This is a genomic window from Streptomyces sp. SM11 (genome assembly GCF_002910905.1).
Taxonomy (GTDB): domain Bacteria; phylum Actinomycetota; class Actinomycetes; order Streptomycetales; family Streptomycetaceae; genus Streptomyces.
Map to the genome: position 1 here is coordinate 67,726 of NZ_NEUE01000252.1, position 25,772 is coordinate 93,497.

25 protein-coding genes are annotated in these 25,772 nt (G+C 72.2%); 5 read left to right on the top strand and 20 right to left on the bottom strand.

Going from position 1 to position 25,772, the window contains the following annotated elements; genetic code table 11:
- Nucleotides 1-358 precede the first annotated feature (358 nt).
- Nucleotides 359-1,480, top strand: coding sequence for a DNA polymerase III subunit beta (gene dnaN / locus B9S58_RS27320; protein ID WP_103534683.1), 1,122 nt, complete (start codon nt 359-361; stop codon nt 1,478-1,480).
- Nucleotides 1,481-1,647: 167 nt separating this feature from the next.
- On the opposite strand, the gene B9S58_RS27325 is transcribed toward dnaN, so the two are convergent.
- Entirely contained in the window at nt 1,648-2,532 is an 885-nt protein-coding gene (locus tag B9S58_RS27325; RefSeq protein WP_103534684.1) for a glycoside hydrolase family 19 protein, read from the bottom strand.
- 369 nt (nt 2,533-2,901) lie between these two features.
- On the opposite strand from B9S58_RS27325, the gene B9S58_RS27330 reads away from it, so the two are divergent.
- Complete coding sequence (locus B9S58_RS27330; RefSeq protein ID WP_258045090.1) at nt 2,902-3,120, top strand: hypothetical protein; 219 nt, start codon at nt 2,902-2,904, stop codon at nt 3,118-3,120.
- Nucleotides 3,121-3,222: 102 nt separating this feature from the next.
- Here the strand turns inward: B9S58_RS27330 and B9S58_RS27335 are convergent, their stop codons facing one another.
- The 3 genes from B9S58_RS27335 to B9S58_RS27345 all read right to left on the bottom strand — a co-directional run bounded on the left by B9S58_RS27335 (nt 3,223) and on the right by B9S58_RS27345 (nt 6,681).
- Nucleotides 3,223-4,008: an RloB family protein gene (locus B9S58_RS27335; protein ID WP_103534685.1), complete on the bottom strand. Its 786-nt coding sequence runs from the start codon at nt 4,006-4,008 to the stop codon at nt 3,223-3,225.
- Nucleotides 4,008-5,276, bottom strand: coding sequence for an ATP/GTP-binding protein (locus B9S58_RS27340; RefSeq protein WP_103534686.1), 1,269 nt, complete (start codon nt 5,274-5,276; stop codon nt 4,008-4,010). Before B9S58_RS27340 ends, B9S58_RS27335 begins: the two co-directional genes overlap by 1 nt.
- A gap of 121 nt (nt 5,277-5,397) precedes the next feature.
- The gene (locus B9S58_RS27345) at nt 5,398-6,681 is read right to left on the bottom strand and encodes an adenylosuccinate synthase (RefSeq protein WP_103534687.1); all 1,284 of its coding nucleotides are present in this window, start codon (nt 6,679-6,681) and stop codon (nt 5,398-5,400) included.
- Between the two features lie 186 nt (nt 6,682-6,867).
- Between B9S58_RS27345 and B9S58_RS27350 the strand changes: the two genes are divergently transcribed.
- The 3 genes from B9S58_RS27350 to B9S58_RS27360 all read left to right on the top strand — a co-directional run bounded on the left by B9S58_RS27350 (nt 6,868) and on the right by B9S58_RS27360 (nt 8,491).
- Nucleotides 6,868-7,749, top strand: a complete 882-nt coding sequence (locus B9S58_RS27350) for a diacylglycerol kinase (RefSeq protein WP_103534688.1) — start codon at nt 6,868-6,870, stop codon at nt 7,747-7,749.
- A gap of 33 nt (nt 7,750-7,782) precedes the next feature.
- Complete coding sequence (locus B9S58_RS27355; RefSeq protein ID WP_103534689.1) at nt 7,783-8,055, top strand: DUF1876 domain-containing protein; 273 nt, start codon at nt 7,783-7,785, stop codon at nt 8,053-8,055.
- Between the two features lie 91 nt (nt 8,056-8,146).
- Nucleotides 8,147-8,491: a hypothetical protein gene (locus tag B9S58_RS27360; protein WP_103534690.1), complete on the top strand. Its 345-nt coding sequence runs from the start codon at nt 8,147-8,149 to the stop codon at nt 8,489-8,491.
- Nucleotides 8,492-8,551: 60 nt separating this feature from the next.
- Here B9S58_RS27360 and B9S58_RS27365 read toward each other — a convergent pair whose 3' ends face one another.
- The 16 genes from B9S58_RS27365 to B9S58_RS27440 form a co-directional block, all read right to left on the bottom strand.
- Entirely contained in the window at nt 8,552-9,757 is a 1,206-nt protein-coding gene (locus B9S58_RS27365) for a cytochrome P450 (protein WP_103534691.1), read from the bottom strand.
- Between the two features lie 61 nt (nt 9,758-9,818).
- On the bottom strand, nt 9,819-10,487 hold the full coding sequence (locus tag B9S58_RS27370) for a response regulator transcription factor (protein WP_103534692.1): 669 nt from the start codon (nt 10,485-10,487) through the stop codon (nt 9,819-9,821).
- A complete protein-coding gene (locus B9S58_RS27375) occupies nt 10,484-11,866 on the bottom strand; it encodes a sensor histidine kinase (protein WP_103534693.1) in 1,383 nt (460 codons plus the stop codon). Before B9S58_RS27375 ends, B9S58_RS27370 begins: the two co-directional genes overlap by 4 nt.
- A gap of 129 nt (nt 11,867-11,995) precedes the next feature.
- Nucleotides 11,996-12,823 (bottom strand): SDR family oxidoreductase, encoded by an 828-nt coding sequence (locus B9S58_RS27380; protein WP_103534694.1) that lies wholly within the window; start codon nt 12,821-12,823, stop codon nt 11,996-11,998.
- Between the two features lie 103 nt (nt 12,824-12,926).
- Nucleotides 12,927-13,832, bottom strand: a complete 906-nt coding sequence (locus B9S58_RS27385) for an alpha/beta hydrolase (RefSeq protein ID WP_103534695.1) — start codon at nt 13,830-13,832, stop codon at nt 12,927-12,929.
- Between the two features lie 117 nt (nt 13,833-13,949).
- Entirely contained in the window at nt 13,950-15,176 is a 1,227-nt protein-coding gene (gene kynU, locus B9S58_RS27390) for a kynureninase (RefSeq protein ID WP_103534696.1), read from the bottom strand.
- Nucleotides 15,169-16,017 carry a tryptophan 2,3-dioxygenase family protein gene (locus B9S58_RS27395; RefSeq protein ID WP_103534697.1) on the bottom strand — a complete coding sequence of 283 codons (849 nt, stop codon included), beginning with the start codon at nt 16,015-16,017 and terminating at the stop codon, nt 15,169-15,171. Before B9S58_RS27395 ends, kynU begins: the two co-directional genes overlap by 8 nt.
- Nucleotides 16,018-16,151: 134 nt before the next feature.
- Complete coding sequence (locus B9S58_RS27400; RefSeq protein WP_103534698.1) at nt 16,152-16,565, bottom strand: DUF3151 domain-containing protein; 414 nt, start codon at nt 16,563-16,565, stop codon at nt 16,152-16,154.
- Nucleotides 16,566-16,629: 64 nt separating this feature from the next.
- A complete protein-coding gene (locus B9S58_RS27405) occupies nt 16,630-18,156 on the bottom strand; it encodes a DHA2 family efflux MFS transporter permease subunit (RefSeq protein ID WP_103534699.1) in 1,527 nt (508 codons plus the stop codon).
- A gap of 143 nt (nt 18,157-18,299) precedes the next feature.
- A complete protein-coding gene (locus B9S58_RS27410) occupies nt 18,300-19,463 on the bottom strand; it encodes a MalY/PatB family protein (RefSeq protein ID WP_103534700.1) in 1,164 nt (387 codons plus the stop codon).
- Nucleotides 19,464-19,555: 92 nt separating this feature from the next.
- The gene (fbaA, locus tag B9S58_RS27415; protein WP_103534701.1) at nt 19,556-20,587 is read right to left on the bottom strand and encodes a class II fructose-bisphosphate aldolase; all 1,032 of its coding nucleotides are present in this window, start codon (nt 20,585-20,587) and stop codon (nt 19,556-19,558) included.
- Nucleotides 20,588-20,829: 242 nt separating this feature from the next.
- Nucleotides 20,830-21,369 (bottom strand): orotate phosphoribosyltransferase, encoded by a 540-nt coding sequence (pyrE, locus tag B9S58_RS27420; protein ID WP_103534714.1) that lies wholly within the window; start codon nt 21,367-21,369, stop codon nt 20,830-20,832.
- Nucleotides 21,370-21,417: 48 nt separating this feature from the next.
- Nucleotides 21,418-22,212, bottom strand: coding sequence for an aldose epimerase (locus B9S58_RS27425; protein WP_103534702.1), 795 nt, complete (start codon nt 22,210-22,212; stop codon nt 21,418-21,420).
- A gap of 38 nt (nt 22,213-22,250) precedes the next feature.
- The gene (locus B9S58_RS27430) at nt 22,251-23,165 is read right to left on the bottom strand and encodes an SRPBCC domain-containing protein (protein ID WP_103534703.1); all 915 of its coding nucleotides are present in this window, start codon (nt 23,163-23,165) and stop codon (nt 22,251-22,253) included.
- Between the two features lie 103 nt (nt 23,166-23,268).
- The gene (locus B9S58_RS27435) at nt 23,269-24,867 is read right to left on the bottom strand and encodes a polyamine aminopropyltransferase (protein WP_103534704.1); all 1,599 of its coding nucleotides are present in this window, start codon (nt 24,865-24,867) and stop codon (nt 23,269-23,271) included.
- Between the two features lie 67 nt (nt 24,868-24,934).
- Entirely contained in the window at nt 24,935-25,456 is a 522-nt protein-coding gene (locus B9S58_RS27440; RefSeq protein WP_103534705.1) for a DUF2617 family protein, read from the bottom strand.
- Nucleotides 25,457-25,772: the final 316 nt, after the last annotated feature.

Below are 25,772 nucleotides of genomic sequence, written 5' to 3' on the forward strand. Positions count from 1 at the left end.
CTCCCGTGCTCGCACCTGTTTCCCCGTTCCCGCCCTGGACACGGCCATAGCGCCGGTGGACCGCCCCGCATGTCTGACTGTGCGGACCGATACCCCCGCGGCCGCGCCACTGGGCGCATTGAATCTCCCGTCTCTCCACCCTGCGTTCTATCGTCCGAATGTGTTCCGGTGCGTCGGGGGGCGACGGGGGATCGCCGGAACACGGGAACCGGGTACACGGCGGCAGCGGCTCACGGGGGTGGTCGCTGTCGCCGGTCCCGCACCGCCCTCATTGTCAGTGGTGCCTTCTACCGTCGTACGCAGGAGTCGGCTTTCAGCCTCCGGCTCCCGGCTTCCGACGTCCCGGGAAAGGCGCCCCATGGAGTTCCGCATCGAACGCAGTGCCCTCACCGACGCCGTGTCCTGGGCTGCCCGCGTGCTGCCCGTGCGGTCGCCCGTCCCCGTGCTGGGCGGGCTTCTGCTGGACACGGAGGGCGGGGGCGAGGCCGGGCGGTTGCGGATCTCCGGGCTCGACTACGAGGCGTCCGCACGCATCGACGTGGACGCCGAGGTCGTACGGCCCGGGAAGGTGCTCGTCATGGGGCGGCGGCTGCTGGACATCTGCAAGGTGCTGCCCGAGGGGCCCGTGGAGTGCGCGGTCGAGGGCTCGCGGTTCACGGTGTCGGGCGACGGCGCCCGGTTCGGCCTCTCCGTGCTGCCCCTGGACGACTACCCGGCGCTGCCCGCGCTGCCGCAGGTCCGGGGCGCGGTGGACGCGGAGCTGTTCGCGGCGGCCGTGGCCGAAGTGGCGGTGGCCGCGGGGCGCGACGACACGCTGCCCGCGCTCACCGGCATCCGGCTTGGGCTCGACGGCGACACGATGACGCTCGCCGCGACCGACCGGTACCGCTTCGCCGTACGGACGCTCCCGTGGAAGGCGACCGGCCCCGGCGAGGCCGCCGACGTCATCGTCTCCGCGCGCCGGCTCACCGAGATCGCCCGCTCGCTGGGCCGGTCCGGGCCGGTGAGCGTCGCCCTGGACGCCGGTTCGGCCGGCTTCGAGCACGCCGGGACGCGGACCACCGTACGGCTCCTGGAGGGCCGGCTGCCCCGCCACGAGAAGCTGTTCGCGATGGCGGACCCGGCCGTCGCGGTGGTGGACCGGGCCCGGCTGACGGAGGCGGTCAAGCGGGTCTCGGTCGTCGCCGACGGGGACAGCCCGGTGCAGATGACGTTCTCCCGCGCCGACGCCTCCGTGCTGCTCCGGGCGGGCTACGAGGACGATGTGGCGTCCCAGCGGCTGCCGGCCGCCTTGGAGGGGGCCGAGGAGCTGACTGTGGCCTTCAACCCCGGCTATCTGGCGGACGCCCTGGCCTCGTTCGATGAGCCGTCGCTGCGGCTCCTGCTGCTGGGAGCCGGACAGCGCGCGATGATCACGGACGGGGCGGGCACGGACACCCACCGGCACCTGCTGATGTCGGTGAAGCCGCAGTTGGCGTGAGTGCGGTTGGCATGAGTGCGGTTGGCGTGACGCAAGGTGGCGTGACCCGGTCCGGCGTGCGTGCCGAAACGGGGGGTGGCCCGGCGTGAGCCGGACACACCCCCCGTTCGGGTGGGGCCCTCGGGACCCTCAGATGCCCTCGCGGGCCGGGGTCGCGCGGTGACGGGTCAGCAGCTCAGGTTCGAGCCGGTGGTGGTGCCGAGGATCTGGGTGAACTGCGTGAACTTGTTGATGCGGCTCTGGACCTGGGCGGGGTTGCCGCCGTTGCACTCGATCGCGCCGTTGATCGAGCGGATCGTCTCGCCGAAGCCCGCGTTGTTGACGATGGCGTTGTGGGCGGTCATCGTGCCGGGGCCGTTCTGGCTGTTCCAGTACCAGAGGCCGGTCTTCCAGGCCACGGAGGCGTTCTGCTCCACCAGGTACGGGTTGCCCAGCAGGTCGATGCCCAGGGCGTCACCGGCCGCCTTGTAGTTGAAGTTCCAGCTCAGCTGGATGGGACCGCGGCCGTAGTAGGCGGCCTGTCCGGCCGGGCAGCCGTAGGACTGGCTCGTGTCGCAGTAGTGCGGGTAGTTCGCCTCGTTGACTTCCTTGATGTAGAACAGCCCGCCGGTCTCGTGGCTGACGTTGGCGAGGAAGGCCGCGGCCTCGCGCTTCTTCACCTCGTCGCTGCCGGTGTTGGCGAAGGCCGGGTAGGCACTCAGGGCGGCGGTCAGGCCCTGGTAGGTGTAGAAGGAGTTCCGGTTCGGGAACATCTGGTTGAACTGGGCCTCGCTGACGACGAAGCCGTCGTTCTCGCCCGGGTCCTCACCGCCGCTGCCGCAGGCTCCCTGGTCGGCCCAGACGTCCGAGGTGCCCGGACGCTCGTTCAGGGTCCACCACTTGGCGGTGTAGTTGCGGCCGTTGTACGAGACCGCGCCGCCGTTCGTGTAGACGGAGGAGGAGCTCCAGGCCGTGGCGCAGGTGGCGGCCTGCGCGGTGGCGGCGGGAAGGACGACGAGCGCCGCGACGATCGCGCTGAGCGCGACCAGCAGGGCCATGACACGTCGAATCACGTGATCACACTCCTTGGACGCGGCGCGACGTCCGGCCTGCGCCGCCGTGGGGGTGCCGACACTCAAGCGAGGATGGTCTGGACCTGTCAAGGTCTAGACCATCCTCGGCGAACGAGCGGGCCACCCCGGCCCCGGTCGCGGCAGACCGGCGCGATGGCGTCAAGAGGGCCCTCAACAGCAGCTATTCCGGAGGGAGTCCATCCGGGTCCGCCGCGAACCGAGGCGGGGCCGAAGGTAAAATCTCCGGGCCCGCCCAGCATGCGGACGAAAACCGGGCACCGATCGACGGCCGGCGAAGGGGACCCCGGCCGGACGGCCCGACACGGCGGGCCACCAGCCGGACGGTTCCTCCAGGGGGCGGGCGCGGCCATGGCCAGCCCGGCGGCCCTGGCGCTGATCACCCTGCTCTTCCCCGGCCGCGAGGAGCGCGGCCCGTTGCGCGCGGCGACGGAAGGTTTCTCGCTGACGCTCACCATCGCCGCCGGGCTGCTCGTCCTCGGCGCCGTGCTCATCGCCGTACTCCTCGCCAAGGACAGTGCCGTGCAGCCGGACTCCACCGCGCGGGAGCCGTCGCTGAAACCGGTGTAGCGGGTAGCGGGGCGAAAGTCCGGCCGCCCCGGACATGGGTGCGGCGGCGGTGGGCGGACCCCGGCACTGGTGCGAGCGCCGCCCGGGACCGAGCGACTCGGGTCAGGTGAGATCGCCGCAACATGCGTCGAGGACGCCGTACGTCGAGGCAGCCTGATAGCCGCTGAGGAGAAGTCCGTCCTCGACGAAATTCCAGACGTCGGTGTACGGGTCCCACTTCTCGGGATTGGTTGATTCAACGCGATTGTTGATCGCCTTTGCGTACTTCTTGGCGTCCCTGTACCGCTGCCCGTCCTCGCTCAGCACCTGCTCCTCGCGCATGTGCTTCGACTGCTGCTCGGAGACCGTACGTACCTGTCGGCCGTACGCCGCCGCGAAACCGGGTCGGGAGCGGAGCCGGCTGTTGGCGTCGCCGCATACGCCGCCGAAGCTGCTGGTGTAGTTCACGTAGCGCAGGAGCCGCCAGAGTTCGAAGCAGGGGTGGGAGTAGGCGATCCTGACGCCCTCCTTGTCCGCGAGCTGCCTGGCCTCGCGGATGTTCAGGTGGTCGTCGCGGTCGAAGATCACCCACACCTCGGGGTAGTTCCAGTCCTCGGCCGTCAGCCCCGCGTCCCTGGCCTCTCTCTCGACCTTGCGCAGGGTACGGACGGCGTCCTTGACCATGGCGTACGGCTTGCGGTGCTTGCCTACCGCGTTCTCGTTCTCGAAGTGGTGATCGACGCCCCGGCCCGGCGTGGCCTGCGTGCCCTTCTTCACGATGATGTCGATGTACTCGGGCTCGGTGACCTCGCCCTCGGTGAAGATGTACACCTGACGGGCACGGCTCGCGCGGCCCTTCGCTCCGCCCTTCTTGCGGGAAACGCTGTCCCCTCCCCTTGGCCTCGCCATCAGCCCTCCTCCGCCTCCATCTGTGCCAAGTCGTCCGTCCGCACCAGCCGCCGCCCGATCTGCCCCTCGGATACCTTCGGTACCGCGCCGAAGGAGCCCGCCAGGTACGACGCCATCAGGTCTTCCTCGTCCGTGGGCTCCCAGTCCGCGACCGACGACAGCTCCGTCGCGCCGCGCTCGTCCTTCTCGGTGAGCCATAGCTGGCCCGGCTCCAGGAGCCGGCCGCCGCCCGGGGTGCGCAGCAGCGAAGGGTCATGGCCGGTGAAGATCAGCTGGGCGCCCTTCGGGTTCACCCAGGGAGCCTGGAAGAGACGTACGACCTCGGCCGCGAAGCGCGGGTGGAGGCTGGCATCCAGTTCGTCGATGAGGAGGACCGCGCCGCTGTCGAGGGCGAGCAGGAGCGGGCCGATCAACGCGAACCAGGAGCGGGTGCCCCCGGACTCGGCGGACCAGTCCAGCGCCGTGCGCTCTCCGCCGCCCGCGTGGACCAGCCGCACCACAGGGCGCCCGGACGAGGTCTGCTCGACCTCCACCTCGGCGATGCCCAGGTCGGCGACCCGCAGCAGTTCCTCGGCCCGGCGCCGGAAGTCTTCGCTCCGGAGCAGGTTCACGGCCGTGTAGTCCTCGCGCTGAGTGCGCTCGGTCTCGGGCGTGACGTCCCAGAGGTTGTTCTTGAACCAGTCGAATACCGGGGTGAGCTGTTTGTGCCCGTCATTGGCCGCGCGGGTCAGGAGGAGGGCGTCCTGCCTGGTCGTACGTGCCAGGCGGGTGCGGTCGTGGAGACGGTCGCCGGGGAAGTCGAAGGCTTTCTCGCGGCCGGCGTCCCGGTCGAACCACACCTGACGGCGGCCCTTGGGGTAGGCGTAGAGCCATTCCGCCTCGATCCGCCGTGCACCGAGCTCGAACCCGTACGTCCAGCGGACGCCGTCGCCGAGGACGAAGTCCGCCTCGTACAGAGAGGTCTCCGCGGCTGCCTTCGGGTCGAGGGCGAACTCGTCCCGGGGGATGCCGTCGTAGGACGTCCAGTCGGCATAGGAGCGCATCACCGCGTGCTTCATGTTCTTCAGCGCGGCGATGACATTGGACTTGCCGGAGGCGTTGGCTCCGAAGACCCCGACGACGGTGTGCACCGGGAGCAGGCTGCCGTCGGAAAGGGCAAGCTCGCGCGCGGCGGCCTGCTCCCTCTCGCTTCCCTCGGACGCGACGAACGACAGCTCCTGCTCGTCGCGCAGGGACCGGACGTTCGCCACCCGGAATCTCAGCAGCATCCTGGCTCCTTCATGGCGGACACGTTGGTCACACCATCCAGCCCGCGTAGGCGGGTGTGCGGCGGCGGACGACGCGTCGTGCCCGTCGTCCGCCACCGCCGCGGTGTTGCTCGCCCGTTCCCTACAGGAACGAGTTGATCTCGATGGTCTCGGTCCGGCCGGGGCCGACGCCGATCGCGGAGATCGGTGCGCCCGACATCTCCTCCAGGGCCTTCACGTACGCCTTCGCGTTCTTCGGCAGGTCATCGAAGGTCTTGGCCTTCGTGATGTCCTCGGACCAGCCCGGCAGGTTCTCGTAGATCGGCTTCGCGTGGTGGAAGTCGGTCTGGTTGTACGGGAGTTCCTCGACGCGCTCGCCGTCGATCTCGTACGCCACGCAGACCGGGATCTGCTCCCAGCCGGTGAGGACGTCGAGCTTGGTGAGGAAGAAGTCGGTCAGGCCGTTGACCCGGGTCGCGTACCGCGCGATCGGGGCGTCGAACCAGCCGCAGCGGCGGTCACGGCCGGTGGTGACACCGCGCTCGCCGCCGATGCGCCGCAGCGCCTCGCCGTCCTCGTCGTGCAGCTCCGTCGGGAACGGACCGGCCCCGACCCGCGTCGTATAGGCCTTGAGGATGCCGATGACGCGGCTGATCTTCGTCGGGCCGACACCGGCTCCGGTGCAGGCACCGCCCGCCGTCGGGTTCGACGAGGTGACGAAGGGATACGTGCCGTGGTCGACGTCGAGCAGGGTGCCCTGGCCGCCCTCGAAGAGGACGACCTTGCCCTCGTCGATGGCATCGTTCAGGATCAGGGTCGTGTCGGCGACGAACGGCTTGATCTGCTCCGCGTACTGGAGCATGTCCTCGACGACCTTGCCGGCCTCGATGGCCCGGCGGTTGAAGACCTTGGCCAGGAGCTGGTTCTTCTGCTCCAGGGCCGCCTCCACCTTCTGCTCCAGGATCGACTCGTCGTAGAGGTCCTGGACGCGGATCCCCACCCGGTTGATCTTGTCGGCGTACGTCGGACCGATACCCCGGCCCGTCGTGCCGATCTTGCGCTTCCCCAGGAAGCGCTCGGTCACCTTGTCGAGCGTGACGTTGTACGGAGTGATCAAATGAGCGTTGCCGCTGATCAGAAGCTTGGACGTGTCGACGCCTCGCTCGTTCAGACCGCTCAGCTCGGAGAGCAGGACCGCCGGGTCGACCACGACACCGTTCCCGATGACCGGGGTACAGCCCGGCGACAGGATTCCGGAGGGGAGGAGATGCAGTGCGTACTTCTGGTCGCCCACGACGACCGTGTGACCGGCGTTGTTACCGCCTTGGTATCGCACGACATAGTCCACGGATCCACCGAGGAGGTCGGTGGCCTTCCCCTTGCCCTCGTCACCCCACTGAGCACCGAGCAGCACAAGTGCGGGCACAGGCGTACACCCCTTCCGGGCGGGGCATGTCCAAGGTCAGGGGGCGTACGTAAAGGTCGTACCTGCCGTACGACGATGTACGGCAGAACCTGAGCCGTCGAACCGGGTGCCCCGGAATAGACGAAGCCCCTGGCGCAGTAGCGCAAGGGGCTCTTGCACCAAGATGCTACCCGAGGAAGGACCGAGGTGTCGGCTGCAGAGCCCCCCGGCGACGGCGACGACCAGCTCCTGGTGGTCATCGACCCGGTCGCCCGCCGGACCGACGGCGAGTCCGTGCGTATCGCCAAGGACGTGCTGAGCGCCGGCTCGCACGCCAAGATCTGCCTTCCGGACACCCCCGAGGAGTTCGCGCGGGCCCTGTCCCGGCGGGGTTCGCGCAGGCCCGTGGTGATCGGCGACGATCACGCGCTGCTGCGCTCGGTGGCCCAGCTGCACCGCGAACGGGAGCTGGCCGACGGCGTCCTCTCCCTGATCCCCGTCGGCGCCGCGCACGCCCTGGAGGTGGCCCACGCCCTCGGCGTCCCCCGGGGCGCGGTGGCGGCCGCGCGGACCGCGCTGGACGGTGCGGTGCGACGCCTGGACATCCTGGTCGACGACAGCGACGGCGTGGTCCTCGGCCGCCTGCGCATCCCCGCCCCGGCGCCGCCACCCGGCCCGGGGGGCCCGCACGCGGGCGTCACGGCCGTCTGGGACACCTGCCGCTCGCTGATGACGTCCCTGGTCCGCCCGGCCCCGGTCGCCGCCGCCGCGCTCCCGGGCACGCACCGGCTGCGCATCGAGGCGGACGGGGTGCTGCTGAGCGACCTGGACACGCCGGTACGGGGCGTCTCGGTGACCTCCCAGGGCGGCGGGGGCCTGGTCGACGTCGTCGTCCGTACCGCCTCGGGCGAGGAGGTGACGGCGGAGGCCAAGGCCGTCACCGTCTCCGGCGCGGACTTCCGCTACCGGGCGGACATACAGACCGGGGGGCCGGTGCGCACCCGGACCTGGACGGTCCGGGCGGGCGCCTGGGGGCTGATGCTGCCGGGCCCGGCGAGCGCGGACGGGACAGCGGGCGCACGCTGGTAGAAGACGGCCCGAGACGTCCCGGAGGTGACCGTCATGACCAGGATCGCTGTCGGATGGCACATCGACCTCGAATTCGAGGAGGACACGCACCGCACCCGTGCGGCGGCGCTCGTCCGCCTCTCCGACGGAACAGAGGTACGCGCCCACGGCTACGCCAGCCGCCATCCCTCGGACACCGACCAGCAGCGGGTCGGCGAGGAGATCGCGGGGGCCAGGGCGCTCAACGAACTGGCGATGAAACTGCTGACCAAGGCGCACGACGAGATCGACGAGGCGTCGGGCCGCAGGTCGTACCCGCTGACGTAGTACCGGGACTCCGCCCCGGGCCCCGCTCCTCGATCGCCGAAGGGGCTGAGGGTGCCGGAAACCGCCCCGCGCTCCGTCGCGTCCCCCGGGCATGAACACTCAGGACTCGCGGCGGGAAGCCGTCACCGGAACCGCCGGCTGCCTGACCGCCGTGCTCAGCACCCTCGCGGGCATCGCGGTCTGGCTCCCGTACGGCAGGAGAGGCCTCTTCGGCAGCTTCGAGAGCGAGACCAACCCGGACGTCTTCTGGCTGGGTCTGCCCGTCATGGCCCTCGGCGGGGCCGCCGCCGCCCTGGCCGTCTTCGCCGTCGTACGGGGCCGGTGGCGTCCCGCCCTCGGGCTGGTGGCAGCCGTCGCGGGGATCGCCGCCTTCGGGTACGGCTTCGACGTCCTGGCCCAGCCGCAGGCGACGCAGGACTGCGGCCCGCCCTGCTGAGTCGCACCGGTGCGAGAGCACCTGTGCGGCACCTGCCTTGGCGCCCGAACCTCCACGTGCCTACACCTCTGCCCGCAGCTCCGTCAGCCCCCGGATCACATACCCCGGCTGCCACTCCGGCTCAGCGGTCATCCGCAGCGCGGGCGCCTTGCGGAGCAGCTCGCCGAAGGAGGCGGTCAGCTCCAGCCGCGCCAGCGGGGCGCCCAGGCAGAAGTGGATGCCCGCGCCGAAGGTGATGTGCGGGTTGTCCGCCCGGGACAGGTCCAGCGTGTCCGGGTGCGCGAACCGCTCCGGGTCCCGGTTGGCCGAGCCGAACAGCAGCGCCACCTCCGCGCCCCGTCCGATCACCTGGCCGTCGATCTCGATGTCGTCCAGCACCCAGCGCTCGAACATCTGCAACGGGGTGTCGTAGCGCAGGAGTTCCTCGATGGCGGTGGGCAGCAGCGCGGGGTCGGCGCGCAGGGCGGCCAGCTGCTCCGGGTGGTGGAAGAGCGTGCGCCAGCCGTTGACCGTGGTGTTCACGGTCGCCTCGTGGCCCGCGTTCAACAGGAGCACACAGGTCGAGATCATCTCCTGCTCGGTCAGCCGCTCACCCTCGTCATGGGCGGCGATGAGCGCCGAGATCAGGTCGTCACCCGGGTGCGCGCGCCGCTCGGCGATGAGCCCGCGCAGATACGCGGAGAAGTCGACGGAGGCGCGGACGGCGGCCTGGGCCGTCTCCTCCGGGGGGTTCAGCTCGAACATCCCGCAGATCGCCGCCGACCAGGGCCGCAGCAGGGCCCGGTCCGCCTCCGGGACGCCCAGCATCTCGGCGATCACGGCGACCGGCAACGGCTCCGCGACTTCCGCCAGCAGGTCCCCGCCGCCCTTCGCCACGAAGGCGTCGACCAGCTCGGCCGCCAGCCGCCGTACGGTCGGGGCCAGGTTCTCGACCGTACGCGGGGTGAACGCCTTGGAGATCAGCCGCCGGATCCGGGGATGGTCGGGGGCCTCCAGGTCGAGGATGCCCTGCCCGTTGAGCGTGGTGAACGGCTCGTGCGCGGCGGGCGGCGCGGTGCGGCCGAACTCCTCGTGGCTGAAGCGGTGCAGATACGTCCGGCCGAGCCGCCGGTCGCGCAGCAGGGCCGATACGTCGGAGTGGTGCGGGATCAGCCACTGCCCCGTCGGCTCGAACCAGTGCGCCCGGCCGGCGGCGCGCAGCGCGGTGTAGGCGGGGTAGGGATCGGCGACGAACGCGGGCGACCAGGGGTCGAAGGAGACGTGCATGACCTGACGCTACCCGTGCCCGCGCCCGCCGCAAGGGGTCTGCCCCGGGGTGACCGGGGAGCTAACCCGGCGTGACCAGCCGTGCCTCGTACGCGAACACCGCCGCCTGGGTCCGGTCGCGCAGCCCCAGCTTCACCAGGATGCGGCTGACGTGTGTCTTGATCGTGGACTCGGCGACGATCAGGTGGGAGGCGATCTCCGCGTTGGAGAGCCCCTGCGCGATCAGGACGAGCACCTCCGTCTCGCGCTCGGTGAGATCGCCGATCCGGGCCAGGGCGGGCGGCCGGGGGGGCTCCGCGAGCTTGGAGAACTCGGTGATCAGCCGCCGGGTCACCGTCGGGGCGAGCAGCGCCTCGCCCGAGGCCACCACCCGGACCCCGTCGGCGAGCTGCCGGGCGGAGGCGTCCTTCAGGAGGAAGCCCGAGGCCCCGGCCCGCAGTGCCTGGTAGACGTACTCGTCGAGGTCGAAGGTGGTCAGCACCAGGACCTTCGCGTCGGCGTCCCGCGCGACGATCTCGCGGGTCGCCTCGATGCCGTTCATCTCCGGCATGCGGATGTCCATCAGGACGACGTCCGGGCGCAGGGCGGCGACCTGGGCGAGGGCCTGGTGCCCGTCCACCGCCTCGCCCACGACGGTGATCCCCGGCATCGCGTTCAGCAGGACCGAGAAACCCTCGCGGACCATCATCTGGTCGTCGACGATCAGGACCCGGATGTCGGTGTCGCTCATGCGCGGCCGTCCTGTACGCGTTCGACGACGACCGTTTCGGCGGTGCCGCCGCCCGTCGCGTCCGGGTCCGTGTCCGTGCCGGTGTCCGTGCCGCTGCCGGTCGCGTCCCGTGCCTCCGGCTCCTGCGACAGCGGTACGGGGAGGAAGACCGCGATCTCGTACCCGCCGTCCGCCGTCGTCCCGGCCGTCATCTCGCCGTTCAGCATCGCGACCCGCTCCCGCATCCCGGTGATCCCGTGCCCGGCCCCCGGCGAGGGCTTGACCAGGCCGCGCGGGGGTCCGTTGACCACGCGCAGCCCGAGCCCGCCGAGGACATAGCCGAGCTCGACCCTGGCGGCGGCGCCCGGCGCGTGCCGCAGGCTGTTGCTCAGGGCCTCCTGGACGATCCGGTACGCCGACAGCTCGACGCCCTGCGGCAGCTCGCGGACGGCCCCCGTGATCACCTTCTCGGTCTCCAGGCCCGTCTCGCGGACGTTGTCCAGGAGCCCGTCGAGCGCGGCGAGGGTGGGCTGCGGGGCGTCCGGGGCCTCGTAGTCCTCCGCCCGTACGACCCCGAGGACGCGGCGCAGCTCGGTGAGGGCGGCGACGGCGTTCTCCCGGATGGTGACGAAGGCCTGCTCCAGCTCGGGCGGCGGGTTCTCGACCCGGTAGGGGGCGGCCTCGGCCTGGATCGCGACGACCGACATGTGGTGGGCCACCACGTCGTGCAGCTCCCGGGCGATGGTGGTGCGCTCCTCCAGCAGCGTGCGCCGGTCGCGTTCGACGGCGGTGACGGTGCGCTGCACGGTGACCTCGCGCTCGGCGTCGCGCCGGATCTGGACCACGGCGACGACGAGCAGCGCGAAGGCGGTGAGGGTGGTCAGGGGTGCGGTGATGGACGGGTCGCCGCCCTCCGCCAGCATCCCGAACAGCAGGGTCAGCAGCCACATCCAGGCGGCGGTGCGGGGCCGGGTCCGGGCGGCCACGACGACCATGACCACCATCTGCGCCCCGATGGTGCCCGCCCCCCACAGCTCACCCGTCAGGATCCCGCAGAAGACGGTCGCCAGCATCGAGCCCCAGAACGCGGCGACCGGCCTGATGAGGGTCATCACCACCGGAACCGCGGGCACCAGGCCCATCAGGAGGCGGAACTCCCACTCGGCGAAGCCGGCCATCATCACCAGGAAGGCGGCGAACAGCACCAGGGCGTGCGGGGTCCAGACGACGCCCTTGCGCAGCCCCTCGGGCAGCCGCCGTATCAGCCGTCCGTCGGGGTTCAGCGGCGGCAGGGGGCGGTAGGCGAGTGCCTGGCGGAAGAGGTCCTCCCGCAGGCCGTCCATCGCCCCTTCGGCTGCCCGGAACTCCGGGCCACGGTTCTTCGTCTGGGTCTCGGTCACGCTTCCACGGTAGGCGGCGGCGGAGGGCGGGTCGTCAGCATCGCTACGGATTCCGGGGCGTCCCCCTCAAGGACTACCCGCCTCCGCCGCACCGCACCGGGGACCGGAGATCCCCTGGTCAGGTGCCGATCAGGCGCCCGCGCGGAAGTGGTCCGCGTGCTCCTCGGCCCACTGCGCGAAGGTCCGCGCCGGCCGCCCGGTGACCTTCTCCACCGTGTCGAGCACGGTCCGGCCCTCCGGCGGGGTGTCCCGGTAGACGTCGATCAGGAACGCGATCACGTCCTCCGGCATGCCCTGGCCCCGCCAGGTCTCCAGCGCCTGTTCCTCGGTGAGCTCGACCAGCTCGACGTCCGCGCCGCGCGCCGCTGCGACGGCCGCCGTCTTGTCGCGGACGGTCAGCACCTGCGGGCCGGTGACCAGGTACTCCTGGCCGCCGTGGCCGTCCTCGGTGAGTGCGGCGGCCGCCACCGCGCCGATGTCCGCCTCGTGGACCATCGCGCTCAGCCGGCCGACGAAGGGCTCGCGCACCACGCCGTCGGCCGTGATGCCGGGCGCCCACTCCAGGGCGTTCGCCATGAACTCCACCGGCATCACGACGGCCCAGTCGAACCCGCTCGCGCGCACCGCCGTCTCCATCGGGGTGGCCCCGCCGCCGTGGAGCACGGTCACCCGGCGCACGCCCGCCTTCCCGGCCAGGCCGAGGATCTCCTCACCGGTCTCCAGCGGGGCGAAGAGCTCTCCGCCGAAGGTGATGAGGTGCAGCCCGGTCACCCCGTCCAGCGCGGGGACCAGCGACGCCGGGTCCGTGAGGTCGCCGCGGACGACGTCGACACCGGCCGGGAACTCCGCCCTCGCCGGGTCGCGGGTCAGGGCCCGGACGTGCTCGCCGCGCTCCAGCAGCTGCTCGACCACACGGCGGCCGACCGTTCCCGTGGCTCCGGTCACCAGGATCGTCATGAGGTTCTCCTTCGTCGGTTCCGACTCCGTCCGAGCCGCAACAGGACCAACGTAGAGACCCTTGCGGACACTTTCGGTCCGCAATCGGGCGGGCCGAAGGAACTCACCAGGCGAGCTGGGTGATCTCCTCGGCCACGACGGCGCAGGCGTCGGCGGCCGGATCGATCAGCGGGAAGTGCCCGACGCCGCCGAGCAGCGTCAGCCCGACCGTCTCGCCGGACCTGGCCGCCGCGTCGACGTACGCCTCGGACACGGCCTGCGGGACGACGATGTCGTCGACGCCCTGCACGATCGCGGTGGCGATCCCCGTCGGCAGCAGCACCCCGGGGTCGGCGTGCGCCGCCCGCTCCTCGAAGCCGGCTCCGCCGCCCAGGAGTTGAGTGACCGCGCCGCCGCACACCCCCAGCTCGACCGCCGTCGCGAAGTCCGCGATCGGGGCCAGGGCTACGACCCCGCGCAGCGGCGGCGGGGCGGGCAGCCGCCACGGCGACCCCTCGGGCAGGACGTGCCGCGCCGCCGCCCACAGCGCGAGGTGCCCGCCCGCCGAGTGCCCCGTGACCACGATCCGCCGCACATCGGCGCCCGGCAGCTCGCGGGCGGCCAGCACGGGCATCGCGTCCAGGGCCGCGGCCACGTCGTCGAAGGTCTCCGGCCAGCGCCCCGCGACGGGATCGGCACCGCTCGGCCGGGTGTTCTCCCCACCGCCGCGCTGCTGCGGGATGTCGTCGCCGCCGCGCCGGTACTCCACGCTCGCCACGGCGAAGCCCCGGCGGGCCAGGAAGTCCGCGAGCGGGGAGGCATGCGCCCGGTCGTACGGGGCCCGCCAGGCGCCACCGTGGAGGAGGACGACGAGCGGGGCGCCGGTGCGGCCGTCGCGCGGGGCGTAGAAGTCGACGACCTGGTCGGGGTGGTCACCGTAGGCGGCGGACCGGTCGGGGGTGACCTCCGGATGTGCGAACGCCGACTCCATCTCGGCGACGTCCCGATCACGCGCGGCAGAATCCGACATGCTGCTCAACCGTCCTATGGCTATGCCTGTGTCCGGTGCCCAACTGGGCTGACCTGCGGGGACGGTACCAGGCACGCGGCACCGTCCCCGCCCGGCCGAACAGGCTGTGACGAGCCGTCAGCCGACGGTGTCGCCGGCGGGCAGCTCGGCCAGCACCTCGGCGAGAATCCGCGCCGCCCGTTCCGCGTCGGCGAATCCGACGTACAGCGGGGTGAAGCCGAACCGCAGCACGTCCGGCCGCCGCAGATCGCCGACGACGCCCCGCTCGATCAGCCGGCGCATCACGGGCTCCGCCCCGTCGCAGCGCAGGGCGACCTGGCTGCCGCGTTCGGCGTGCGCGGCCGGGGTGACGGAGGTGACCCGGCCCGCCGGCGCGTACGCCTCGACGCACTCCAGGAAGAAGTCCGTCAACGCCAGCGACTTGGCCCGCACGGCGTCCACACCGGCCCCGTCCCACACGTCCAGCGCCGCTTCCAGCGTCAGCATGGAGACGATGTCGGGCGTACCGACCCGGCCCCGTACGGAACCGTCCGCCGGGGCGTAGTCGGGGGTCATGCCGAACGGGTCGGCGTGCGAGTTCCAGCCCGGCAGCGGCGAGTCGAAGGCGGCCTGGTGGCGCTCGGCGACGTACAGGTACGCGGGCGAACCGGGGCCGCCGTTCAGGTACTTGTAGGTGCAGCCGACGGCCAGGTCCACCCCGTGCTCGTCGAGCCCGACGGGCAGCGCGCCCGCACTGTGGCAGAGGTCCCACACCGCGATCGCCCCCGCCGCGTGGACGGCCGCGGTCAGCCCGGGCAGATCGTGCAGCCGGCCGGAGCGGTAGTCGACGTGGTTGAGCAGCACGGCGGCGGTACGCGGACCGAGCGCGTCCGGTACGCCGTCGGGCGCGACGGGCACGATCCGGTGACCGGTGAGCCGGGCGGCGGCGGACGCGATGTACCCGTCCGTGGGAAAGGTCGTCGCGTCAACCAGGATCTCGTCGCGTCCCCCGCCCGCGAGCCGGGCGGCCGCGACGACCGCCTTGAAGACGTTCACACTGGTCGAGTCGGAGACGACGACCTGTCCTGCGGCGGCCCCGACGAGCGGGGCGATCCGGTCGCCGATCCGCTCGGGCGCGGTCCACCAGCCGCTCTCGTCCCAGGACCGGATGCGCAGCTCGCCCCACTGACGGGTGAGGACGTCCTGCACCCGGGCGGGGACGTGGACGGGGAGCGCCCCGAGGGAGTTGCCGTCGAGGTAGACGCCGTCGTCGAGCGCGAAGAGCGCGCGGCGGTCGGCCAGCGGGTCGGCGGCGTCGAGCTTCAGCGCCCGTTCACGGAGCAGGTCACGGGAGGTCTCAGACATGGCTGCGCGCCGTCCACAGCTCGGGGAACACGTTCTTCGTGGCGCGCTTCTCCAGCCAGGCCACCCCGGCGGAACCGCCGGTGCCGGTCTTGGAGCCCATCGCGCGCCGGGTGGCGACGAGGTGGTCGTTGCGCCATCGCCAGACGAGCTCGCCGACGTCGGTGAGCAGCTCGCCGAGGCGCACCAGCTCGTCGTTCTGGTCGTCGGAGGCGTAGATCTCCGCCCACACGGCCTCGACCTCGGGCGACGGCTCGTACCGCTTGGTCAGGTCCCGGCCGGTGACCGTCCCGGGAACGGCATACCCGCGCCGGGCCAGCAGGGCGAGGGTCTCGTCGTACAGGCTGGGCTCCCCGAGCGCCTTCTCCAGCTCGGCGTACACCCGGGGAGCGCCCCGGTGCGGCACCAGCATCGAGGAGGACTTGTCGCCGAGCAGGAACTCCATCCGCCGGTACATCGCGGACTGGAACCCGGATCCCTCGCCGAGGGATCCCCGGTAGGAGTTGAACTGGGCGGGGGTGAGTCCGGCCAGCGGCCGCCAGGACTCGTTGAGCGCCTCCAGCTCGCGCAGCGAACGCTTCAGGGCGTCGCGCGCGACGGGTATGCGGTCCTCGCGCAGGGCGCGGGTCGCGGTCTCCCACTCGTGGACGATGACCGTGAACCACAGCTCCATGACCTGGGTGGTGACCAGGAAGACCATCTCGCCGGGATCGTCCGAGCGCAGGTGCTGGAGGTGGGTCAGGACATCCGCCTGGACATAGTCCTCGTACGGAGTCGTTCCCGCGAAGTCCAGGTGCGGGGTGTCCGCACCGGTGGCTTCGGGGTCGGGGTGATTCGTCGACATTTCTGTCTCCTCGACACGAGCTTCCGGGTAGCGGTCCGCCCCTTCCGTGAGGTGATGGAGCTCCGGTCCCCTGCTCGCATCCTAAGCCGCTCCCCGCCCGCTTCGCGTGGGCGGGGAGCGCGGAGGAGAGCTGCTCAGCTCAGGATGTCGGCGGCGGTCGGCGAGGAGTCCCGCAGGAACGTCGAGCAGCGCTCGTGCTCCTCGGTCTCCCCGATCGACCCGGCGGCCCGCGCCAGGGCGTGCAGGGCGCGCAGGAAGCCGCGGTTCGGCTCGTGCTCGAACGGGACGGGGCCGTGGCCCTTCCAGCCGGCCCGGCGCAGGGAGTCGAGGCCGCGGTGGTAGCCGGTACGGGCGTAGGCGTACGACTCGACGACCCGGCCGCCCTCGTACGCCTCGTCGGCGAGCTGCGCCCAGGCGAGCGAGGAGGTGGGGTACTTCGCGGCGACGTCGGCGGGCGGGGTGCCGGCGGCGAGCAGCTCGCGCGGTTCGGGGTCGTCGGGGAGATGGGTCGGGGCGGGGCCGCCGAGCAGGTTCTCGTGGATGGACATGGCTCAAGTGTGCCTGCCGCGACGGCCCGGCGGCACCGCGCCCCGGCTCCGTGGCACAGCGCGTTCACGAAGGCCCCGGGGGCTCGCCCTCCCGTTGGTGTTCCGGCTCCAGCGGTGGGGCGGCGACCCCGCAGTGCACCACGCACTCGGGCCGCTCGCCGCGGACGTCGGCAGCGGCGGCCGGCGTACGCACCGTCCACCAGGCGATGACCGCGCCCGCCACCAGCAGCCCGGCGCACATCGGCATCGCCCGCCGGAAGGTCGCGGCGAACTCGCCCGCGTCCCGGTACGCCTCCGGCCCCATCCCGGCGAGCAGCGGCAGGGCGGCCACCGCGATGAGCCCGGCGGCCCGCGCGGCGGCGTTGTTGATCCCGCTGGCCAGCCCGGCCCGCCCGGCGTCCACGGCGGCCAGGACGGTCGCGGTGAGCGGCGCGACGACCACGACGAGCCCGGCGCCGAGCACCAGGACGGCGGGCAGCACCTCACTGACGTACGAACCGGCGGAGCGGGCGCCGGACCCCACCCGCAGCATCAGGAGCATCCCGGCGGCGGCGAGCAGCGGCCCCACCGTGAGGGGGATGCGGGGCCCGATGCGCCGCCCCAGCTCCCCGGCCGAGGCGGAGAAGAGCAGCATGAGCACGGTGGTGGGCAGCAGCGCGGTACCGGCCCCCAGCGCCGAGTACCCGGCGACGACCTGGAGCTGGATCGCGGAGAGGAAGAAGAAGCCGCCGAGGGCCGCGTAGACACAGAAGGTCACCAGGTTGACCGAGGTGAACAGACGGGAGCGGAAGATCGACGGCGGCAGCACCGGATCCGCCCGCCGCCGCTCGACCGCCACGAACGCGGCCCCCAGCAGCACCCCGCCGATGGCCGACCCGATCACCACGGGCGACGCACCCCGCCCCGGGGCCTCGATCAGGGCGTACGTCACCCCGGCGAGCGCCAGGGCCCCGAGCACGGCCCCCAGCACGTCGAACCGGCCATGCGCCGCCGGGTCCCGCGACTCCGGTACGTGGCGGAGTGCGACGGGTACGCAGAGGGCGGCGAGCGGCAGGTTGAGCAGGAACACCCACCGCCACCCGGGCCCGTCGACGAGCCAGCCGCCCACGAAGGGCCCCACGGCCGCCCCGACCCCGCCGAACCCGGACCAGAGCCCCACGGCCCGCGCCCGGTCGTCCGGATGAAAACTGGCCTGGACGATCGCGAGAGAACCCGGCGTGAGCAGCGCGCCACCGACCCCTTGGAGGGCCCGTGCGGCGATGAGGACCCCCGCGTCCGGCGCGATCCCGCAGAGCAACGAGGCCACCGCGAACCACACCACCCCCACCACGAACACCCGCCGCCGCCCGTACCGGTCCCCGAGCGCCCCGCCGAGGAGGATCAGCCCGGCGAGCGTGAGCATGTACGCGTTGACGGTCCACTGGAGCGCGGCCATGTCGGTGCCGAGGTCCGCACCGATGCGGGGCAGGGCCACGTTGATGACCGTGGAGTCCAGCAGCGCCATGCTGGAGCCGAGCACGGTGGTCAGGACGACCCAACGCCCGACGGACGAGGCAACCCGGATCTCACCGGGCGCGGGGGCAGCAGCCATAGGAGCAGCTTGCCCCGGCTCGCCTCTCCCCGCACTCGACGGACCGGGGGGCGGAATTCAAGCCCCTCCGGCGATTGAGGAGCGGGGGTCCGGGGGCAGCGCCCCCGCAACGGGAGCCCGGGCAGCGCCCCCGAATCCACCCGCTACCGCACCGCCTCCACCGCCCGCACCAGCGCCCCCACGCCCACCTCGGCCTTCCCCCGAGGACACCCCACGTTCAGCCGGACGAACCCGGGCGCCCCGTAGACGGAGCCCCCCATGATCGCCACCTTCTCCCGCTCCACCAGGACCCGCTGCAGCGCAGCGTCGTCCACCCCCAGCGGCCGCAGGTCGATCCACGCCAGATACCCGGCCTGCGGCGGCACCCACCCCAGCTCGGGAAGGTCCGCCCCCAGCCGCTCCGCGACATGGCCCAGGTTCCCCGCCACATACGCCCGTACCGCGTCCAGCCACGCCGCCCCCTCCCGGTACGCCGCGATGTGCGCGGTCAGCGACAGGACGGCCGGCGACGCCAGCCCCTCCGCCGTCTCCATCCGGCGCAGGAACTCCGCCCGGTCGGCCGGATCGCCGATCAGCCCGTACGAACCGGTCAGCGCCGGAAAGTTGAACGCCTTCGACCCGGAGGAGATGAGCGCCCAGCGCCCGGCCCCCGCCACCCGCGGCCACGGCACGTGGACGCGCCCCGCATCCCCCTCGTGCACGAAGTCCGCGTGGATCTCGTCGCTGATCACCGCGACCCCGTGCCGCTCGGCCAGCGCGGCCGTCCGGCCCAGCTCCTCGGCCGTCCACACGTACCCCGTCGGGTTGTGCGGCGAGCACAGCACCAGGACCTTCGCATCGGGGCGGGCCAGCTCGCGCTCCAGCGCCGCCTCGTCCCCCACCGGCGCCCCCCGCGGCTCGCGCCCGAGCCCGGTGATCGCCTTGCGGAAGCCGTCGTACGTGGGGGTGTGGACGACGACGCCGTCCCCCTCCACCGTCCACATCCGGAGCAGCTGGGAGAGCTGGTTGAGCACGGACGGGCCGTAGACCAGCTGCCCGGTGTCGATCGTGGTGCCGTACCGGGTGGCGTACCAGTGGGCTATCGCCGAGCGGAAGTCGTCCTGTTGCCAGGTGGTGTAGCCGAACACCCCGTGCTCCAGCCGGGCGCGGAGCGCGGCCAGCACTTCCGGCGCCGTGGCGAAGTCCATGTCGGAGATGGTGAACGGCAGCAGCCCGTCCGCCCCGAACCGGTCCGCGACCCCGTCCCACTGGACGCACCAGGTGCCCCGGCGGTCGACGACGGTGTCGAAATCGTAGGGCGCACCCACAACAGGTCCTCTTCTCTCTCCCGGCACGGCAACGGGCCCGGCCCCCCGAAGGAGGACCGGGCCCGCGACCGTACGTCCGTGACTACGGGTGGTTACTTCAGCTTCGTACCGGTGGAGCGCAGGTTCGCGCACGCCTCGGTGACGCGCGCGGCCATGCCGGCCTCGGCGGCCTTGCCCCAGGTGCGGGGGTCGTAGGTCTTCTTGTTGCCGACCTCGCCGTCGACCTTCAGGACACCGTCGTAGTTGCGGAACATGTGGTCCACGACCGGGCGGGTGAAGGCGTACTGGGTGTCGGTGTCGAGGTTCATCTTCACGACGCCGTTCTCCAGCGCGGTGGCGATCTCCTCGGCGGTGGAGCCCGAGCCGCCGTGGAAGACGAAGTCGAACGGCTGGCTGCCGGCCGGCTTGCCGTACTTCTCGGAGACGCCCGCCTGAAGGTCCTTCAGCAGCTCGGGACGGAGCACGACGTTGCCCGGCTTGTAGACGCCGTGGACGTTGCCGAAGGAGGCGGCCAGCAGGTAGCGGCCCTTCTCGCCCAGGCCGAGCGCCTCGGCGGTGCGCAGCGCGTCGTCGACGGTCGTGTACAGCTCGTCGTTGATCTCGTGCGTGACGCCGTCCTCCTCACCGCCGGTCGGGGTGATCTCGACCTCAAGGATGATCCTGGCGGCGGCGGCCTTGGCCAGCAGCTCCTGACCGATGGCCAGGTTGTCGGCGAGGGTCTCGGCCGAACCGTCCCACATGTGGGACTGGAACAGCGGGTTCAGGCCCTTGGCGACGCGCTCGGCGGAGACGTCGAGCAGCGGACGTACGTAACCGTCCAGCTTGTCCTTGGGGCAGTGGTCGGTGTGCAGCGCGATGGTGACGTCGTACTTCGCGGCGACGATGTGCGCGAACTCGGCCAGGGCGACCGCACCCGTGACCATGTCCTTGTTGTGCTGGCCGCCCAGGAACTCCGCACCACCGGTGGAGATCTGGACGATGCCGTCGCTCTCGGCCTCGGCGAAACCGCGCAGGGCGGCGTGCAGAGTCTGGGACGAGGTCACGTTGATGGCCGGGTAGGCGAACTTGCCCGCCTTTGCCCGGTCGAGCATCTCGGCGTAAGCCTCGGGGGTTGCGATGGGCATCTGACCGCTCCTTGGGATGTGCGGGTGTGCAGGCGTAAGTCCCTGACCTGGGGGCGACGTCATCGTCGCCCCCATCTTCCCAGACTCTCCCTCCTGCTCCACCCGGCGGACCCCTCCGGAGCCGGAACAGGACGCGGACGGGACACGGAGCGGGGGTGGGTGGTTTCACGTGAAACCACCCACCCTCGCCGAAAGCCGCAGGTCACACCCGGATCAGTCGGATCGGGGCGGATCCGGCCGACTCAGCCCAGGTCGAGATCAGCCACCGAATAGACCTGGACGTACGGCAGACCGGCCTCGGCGATCGCCGGGGCGGCCCCGCGCTCGACGATCACCGCGACGGCGACGACCTCGCCACCCGCCTCGCGCACCGCCTCGACGGCGGTCAGCGGCGAACCGCCCGTCGTCGAGGTGTCCTCGACGACCAGGCAGCGACGGCCCTTCACATCGGTGCCCTCGATCCGGCGCTGCATCCCGTGCGCCTTCTGCGCCTTGCGGACGACGAACGCGTCCAGTGCCGCACCGCGGGCGGCGGAGGCGTGCAGCATCGAGGTGGCGACCGGGTCGGCGCCCAGCGTCAGCCCTCCGACGCAGTCGTAGTCCAGCTCGGCGGTGGCGTCGAGCATGACCTGGCCGACCAGCGGCGCGGCCTTGCCGTCCAGCGTGATCCGGCGCAGGTCGATGTACCAGTCGGCTTCCAGACCCGAGGAGAGGGTCACCTTGCCGTGCACCACGGCCTTGTCCTTGATCTGCTGGAGCAGGTCAGCGCGTACGTCAGTCATGTCCACGAGGGTAAGCGGTACGGGCCGGACCCACGTCCGGGCACCGCCTCAGAGCCGCGTCCAGCTCCAGGTCGTCGTGATCTCCAGCGGGTCGATCGGGGTGACCAGCCGGGGCGTGGTGTTCAGCCCGTCGGGCGGGCCGGACTGCGGCTCCACACAGACGGCCTCGTCCTGTTCGTCGTAGACGACCACCCATTCGCTGCGGCTCCTCACCGTCAGCTCCAGCCGCTCCGGCCAGGTGAGCTTCACGTCCACGCCGTCGGGCATGCCGAAACAGTCGTCCCACGGGCCGGGCAGGGGGTCGATGCGGCGGCCGGTGGGCAGATGGTCCGCGCCGCGCTCCTCCTGCCAGGCGGCGTCGAAGGACAGCTCGGCGGCCCGGCCGTCGAGGGTGCGGTGGAACCAGGGGTGCCAGCCGGCCTGGGCCGGGAAGGAGTTGCCGTACGTCTCGACGGCGAGGCCGAGCGTCAGCGTGTCCTCGGTGAGCTCGAAGGTCTGTGTCACCCGGCCCGGGTACGGCCAGGGCTCGGCGAGGTCGTAGTAGAAGGCCGCCCGGTCCTCGTCCGCCCGGGCGGTGTGCCACTCGGTGTCCCGGCCGGTGCCGTGGATGGCGTGCGGCAGGGAGTTCAGCGGCAGCTCGTGGAGCGCGTCGCCGTTGCGGAACTGCCCGTACCCGGTACGTCCGCACCAGGGCACCATCGGGAAGCAGCCGTACCGCTCGCCCTGGCGGAGCAGTTCGGTGCCCCCGGTCCGCAGGCTGCTGATCCGGCAGCCGTGCAGGGGGTCGACGGTCAACTCGGCGTCGCCGACGGTCAGCCTGACGTTCTCTTCGCTCCTGCTCACCCGACGACCTTACTGGCCGTCATCGCCTCCGGCGCCCGCTACCTCCGGCGCCGCAGCGCCCGGCCCAGCACCACGGCGGAGGCGAGCGCGAGCGCGGCGGCCGGGGCGGCCCACCGCAGGGTGGTGCTCACGCCGCCCGCTTCCGGGGAGGGCACGGGGGCGTAGCGGCCCCGCGGGGGCGCGTGGTCGACCTCCTCGGCACTGCGTCCGATCATGGTGCGGCGGGCGTGCGCGGCCTCGGCGGGCGGTTCGTCCGGAACGGTGAACTCCACCCCGGCGACGGGGTCGAGCGAGGGCGGCGGCACGGGCGAGTCGAACACGGATCCGGAGTCGTCGTCGCCCGCATCGGCATCGGCATCGGCATCGGGAGAAGGCTCTTCGTCAGCCTCGGGAGAAGGCTCTTCGTCCTCGTCGCCCGCGAGCCCCTCGGCGGCCACCGCACCGTCCTCGTCGCCGCTCTCCTCTCCGGCGCCCTCCCCCGCTTCCTCGTCCGCGTCCCGCGCCGCCAGTGACTCCGTCACCAGCTGCTGGGTGAAACGGTCCAGGAGCCGGTGGGCGGCGGCGAGTGGCGTGCCCTCCGCCAGCTCGACCAGCCGCCCGTCCCCGTCTGCCGTACCGCTGTACGCGAGTGTCGTCCCGCCGTCCGCCTCCGTGAGGCCGATGGTCAGGGCCAGCTCGACCGTGCCGGTGCCCCGGGCCTCTACGCCCTTCCCGGTCACCGAGAAGCGCCGGCCGCCGGAGCCTCCGCCGCCCTCCGGTCCGGTGAGCCGCAGCTCGCCCCGGTAGGTGATGGTGTGGCCGCCGGCCCGGAGCTTCAGCCGGCCGGCCAGGGGCGACGCCGACGCGTCGGCGTCCTGCTGGAGACCGGGGACGCAGCGGGCGACCCGGGCGGGATCGGCCAGCGTGCGCAGCAGGGTCGGGACGGGAACCGGAACGAACACCTCATGCTCCATGGAAACCGAGCCTAATCGGCCCCGGCCCGGACGTCAGCGCTTCCGCCCGCAGAAAGCCGGGCCCTCATGCCGGGGAGGCGCCGGGCCGCGCCCCCGAACGGGCTCAGACGTCCTCCCAGTACCGCGGATGGACCAGCGTCGACGGGGCCAGCCCCGGCAGCCGGGCGTCGTCCGCGGCCCGCACCCCCTCGCGCAGCTCCCGGCCGCCCAGCGACCGCGGTACGGGCCCTCCGGCGGCCAGCGCGGGCTGCGGCGCGGCACCCCGTCCGGCGAGGAGGAACCCCCAGTCCTGCCGCTCCCCCTCATCACCGCCGCCCCGGTCCGGGCTCGCGGCGAAGCCGGCGTACCGGCCGGTGACACGGTACGGGCGGGTCGCGAGGCCGCCCGCGCGCACCGAGGCCTCCACCGTCCAGAAGGTCCGCGGCCGGGCCCCCATCGGCCCCGCGTGCACCACGAGCCGCCCGTCCGGGGCCAGGGCCTCCGCGACCAGCCCGTAGAACTCGGCGGAGTACAGCTTCGTACTGGCGGTGATGCCCGGGTCGGGGAGGTCGGAGATCACCACGTCGTAGCGCCCCCGGTCGGCCCGGAGCCAGCGGAACTCGTCCGCCCCGACCGCCGTGAGACGCGGGTCGCGCAGGGCGTGGTCGTTCAGCTCGGAGAGGGCGGGATCCGTACGGGCCAGTCGGGTGACGGCGGGGTCCAGTTCGACGACGGTGACCGAGCGGACGTCCGGGTAGCGCAGCACCTCGCGGGCGGCGAGGCCGTCGCCGCCGCCCAGGATGAGCACGCGGGCGCGGGGCCCGTTCATCGCGGGGTGCACCAGCGCCTCGTGGTAGCGGTACTCGTCGCGGGCGCTGACCCGCAGCCTGCCGTCCAGATAGAGGTCGAGGGAATCGCGGTCGGCCCCGGTCAGGACGACTTCCTGCACCCCGGTCTGCACCGCGACCCGCACCTGGTCCCCGTACACCGCCCGCCGCGCCGCCCACTCGAAGTCGTCGACCAGCACCGTGGCGGTGCCCAGGACCGCGATCACCGAGACGTTGACCAGGACGAGGAGCCACCGGGAACGGGAGCTGAGGTCGCGCCGGAACACCCACAGGACCAGCGCGCCGCCCGCCGCCGCGTTGACCGCGCCGGTGAACAGCGCGCCGGTCAACTGCCCCAGCATCGGCAGCAGCAGAAAGGGGAACGCGAGCCCGCCGACCAGCGCGCCCACATAGTCGGCTGCGAAGAGGTCGGCGACGGCCCCGCCCGCGTCCTGCCGGTCGACGCGCTGGATCAGCGTCATCAGCAGCGGGATCTCCGCGCCGATCAGCACCCCGATCGCCAGCGAGAACCCGACCAGCGCGTACTGCGATTCACCGAGCCAGGCGAACGAGGCGTAGAGCACCAGTGCCGAGGAACCGCCGATCAGTGCGAGGGCCGCCTCGACCATCCCGAAACCGACGGCGGCATGGCAGCGCAAACGTTTCGCGAGAAGGGAGCCGATGCCCATCGCGAACACCATCACGGAGAGCACGACGGATGCCTGGGTGACCGAGTCGCCGATCAGATAGGAGGCGAGCGCGACCAGTTCGAGCTCGTAGACGAGACCGCAGGCGGCGCAGATGAAGACCGCGGCCAGCACGAGGAACCGGCCGGTCCTCGGCCGTACGGGTAGCCGCGCCGCGCCCCCTCGCAGCGAGATCTGCTGGTCGATCATGATGCGAACGCTACGTCACTGCACCATCGCGGCTTGTCACCCACACGGGTGTAAGTGCCCCGGCCCGTCAGGCCGCTGGCGCGGGAATCCGCACCCCCACCCTGGTCCGGGTCACCACCAACTGCCCCTCCTGCGGATACGCGTGCCAGGTGCGCCACCGCACCTGACCCTCGGCACGCTGGGCGAGCATCGCGGTGAAGGCGTGCGGACTGCCGGGGAAGGTACCTGCCAGGCCGTGCGGGTGGTCGCTCACCAGGGCGAGCAACTCCTGCGCCCGCCCGGCGAACTGGCCCTGGGTCAGGGTCTCGACGCGCGCCGCGAATTCGTACTCCCAGTCCCCGAGCCGCTTCGCGACGCCGAGGGGCAGGGGGGTGCTGCTGCCGGGCATACAGGCCACGGTCTCGGAGCAGACTCCGCGGTCCTCCTGGAGGAGGACCTGGTGGGAGGCGCCGAGCAGCCTCAACTGGAGTTCGGCGCCGTCGAGCCGGAGGTCGAGGACCGCCAGGGCTGGCAGCGGTTCCCTCCCCAGCATCCAGGCCAGGTCGGCGGCGCGGGTATCGGAATAGGCCGTCTGGAGGGTGGTGAGCATGGGTGGGCTCCGCAAACACACATGGACGCATGGACAGCAGGACGCCCCCGGATGACTGCGCGTGGGAGGTGGGGAGCGCCCGATCTGGTCCAACTGGGGTCCGAGGGCTGAATGTTCTCTTCAACGAGGGAATCACGAAGTACGCCCACTCACAGCGTTTTCGACCAACTTGCCGTGGTTTCCATCCCCCCGGGGGCCCACGGGCTCACTTGTTCAACCGAAAACCTCCGCGTCGCTCAACGAAAGAGCGTCCGAAGGGAGTTCACCCTCCGGACGCCCGGCGCCGCGTCACTTTCGGTGACCGTGCGGCGGCGGC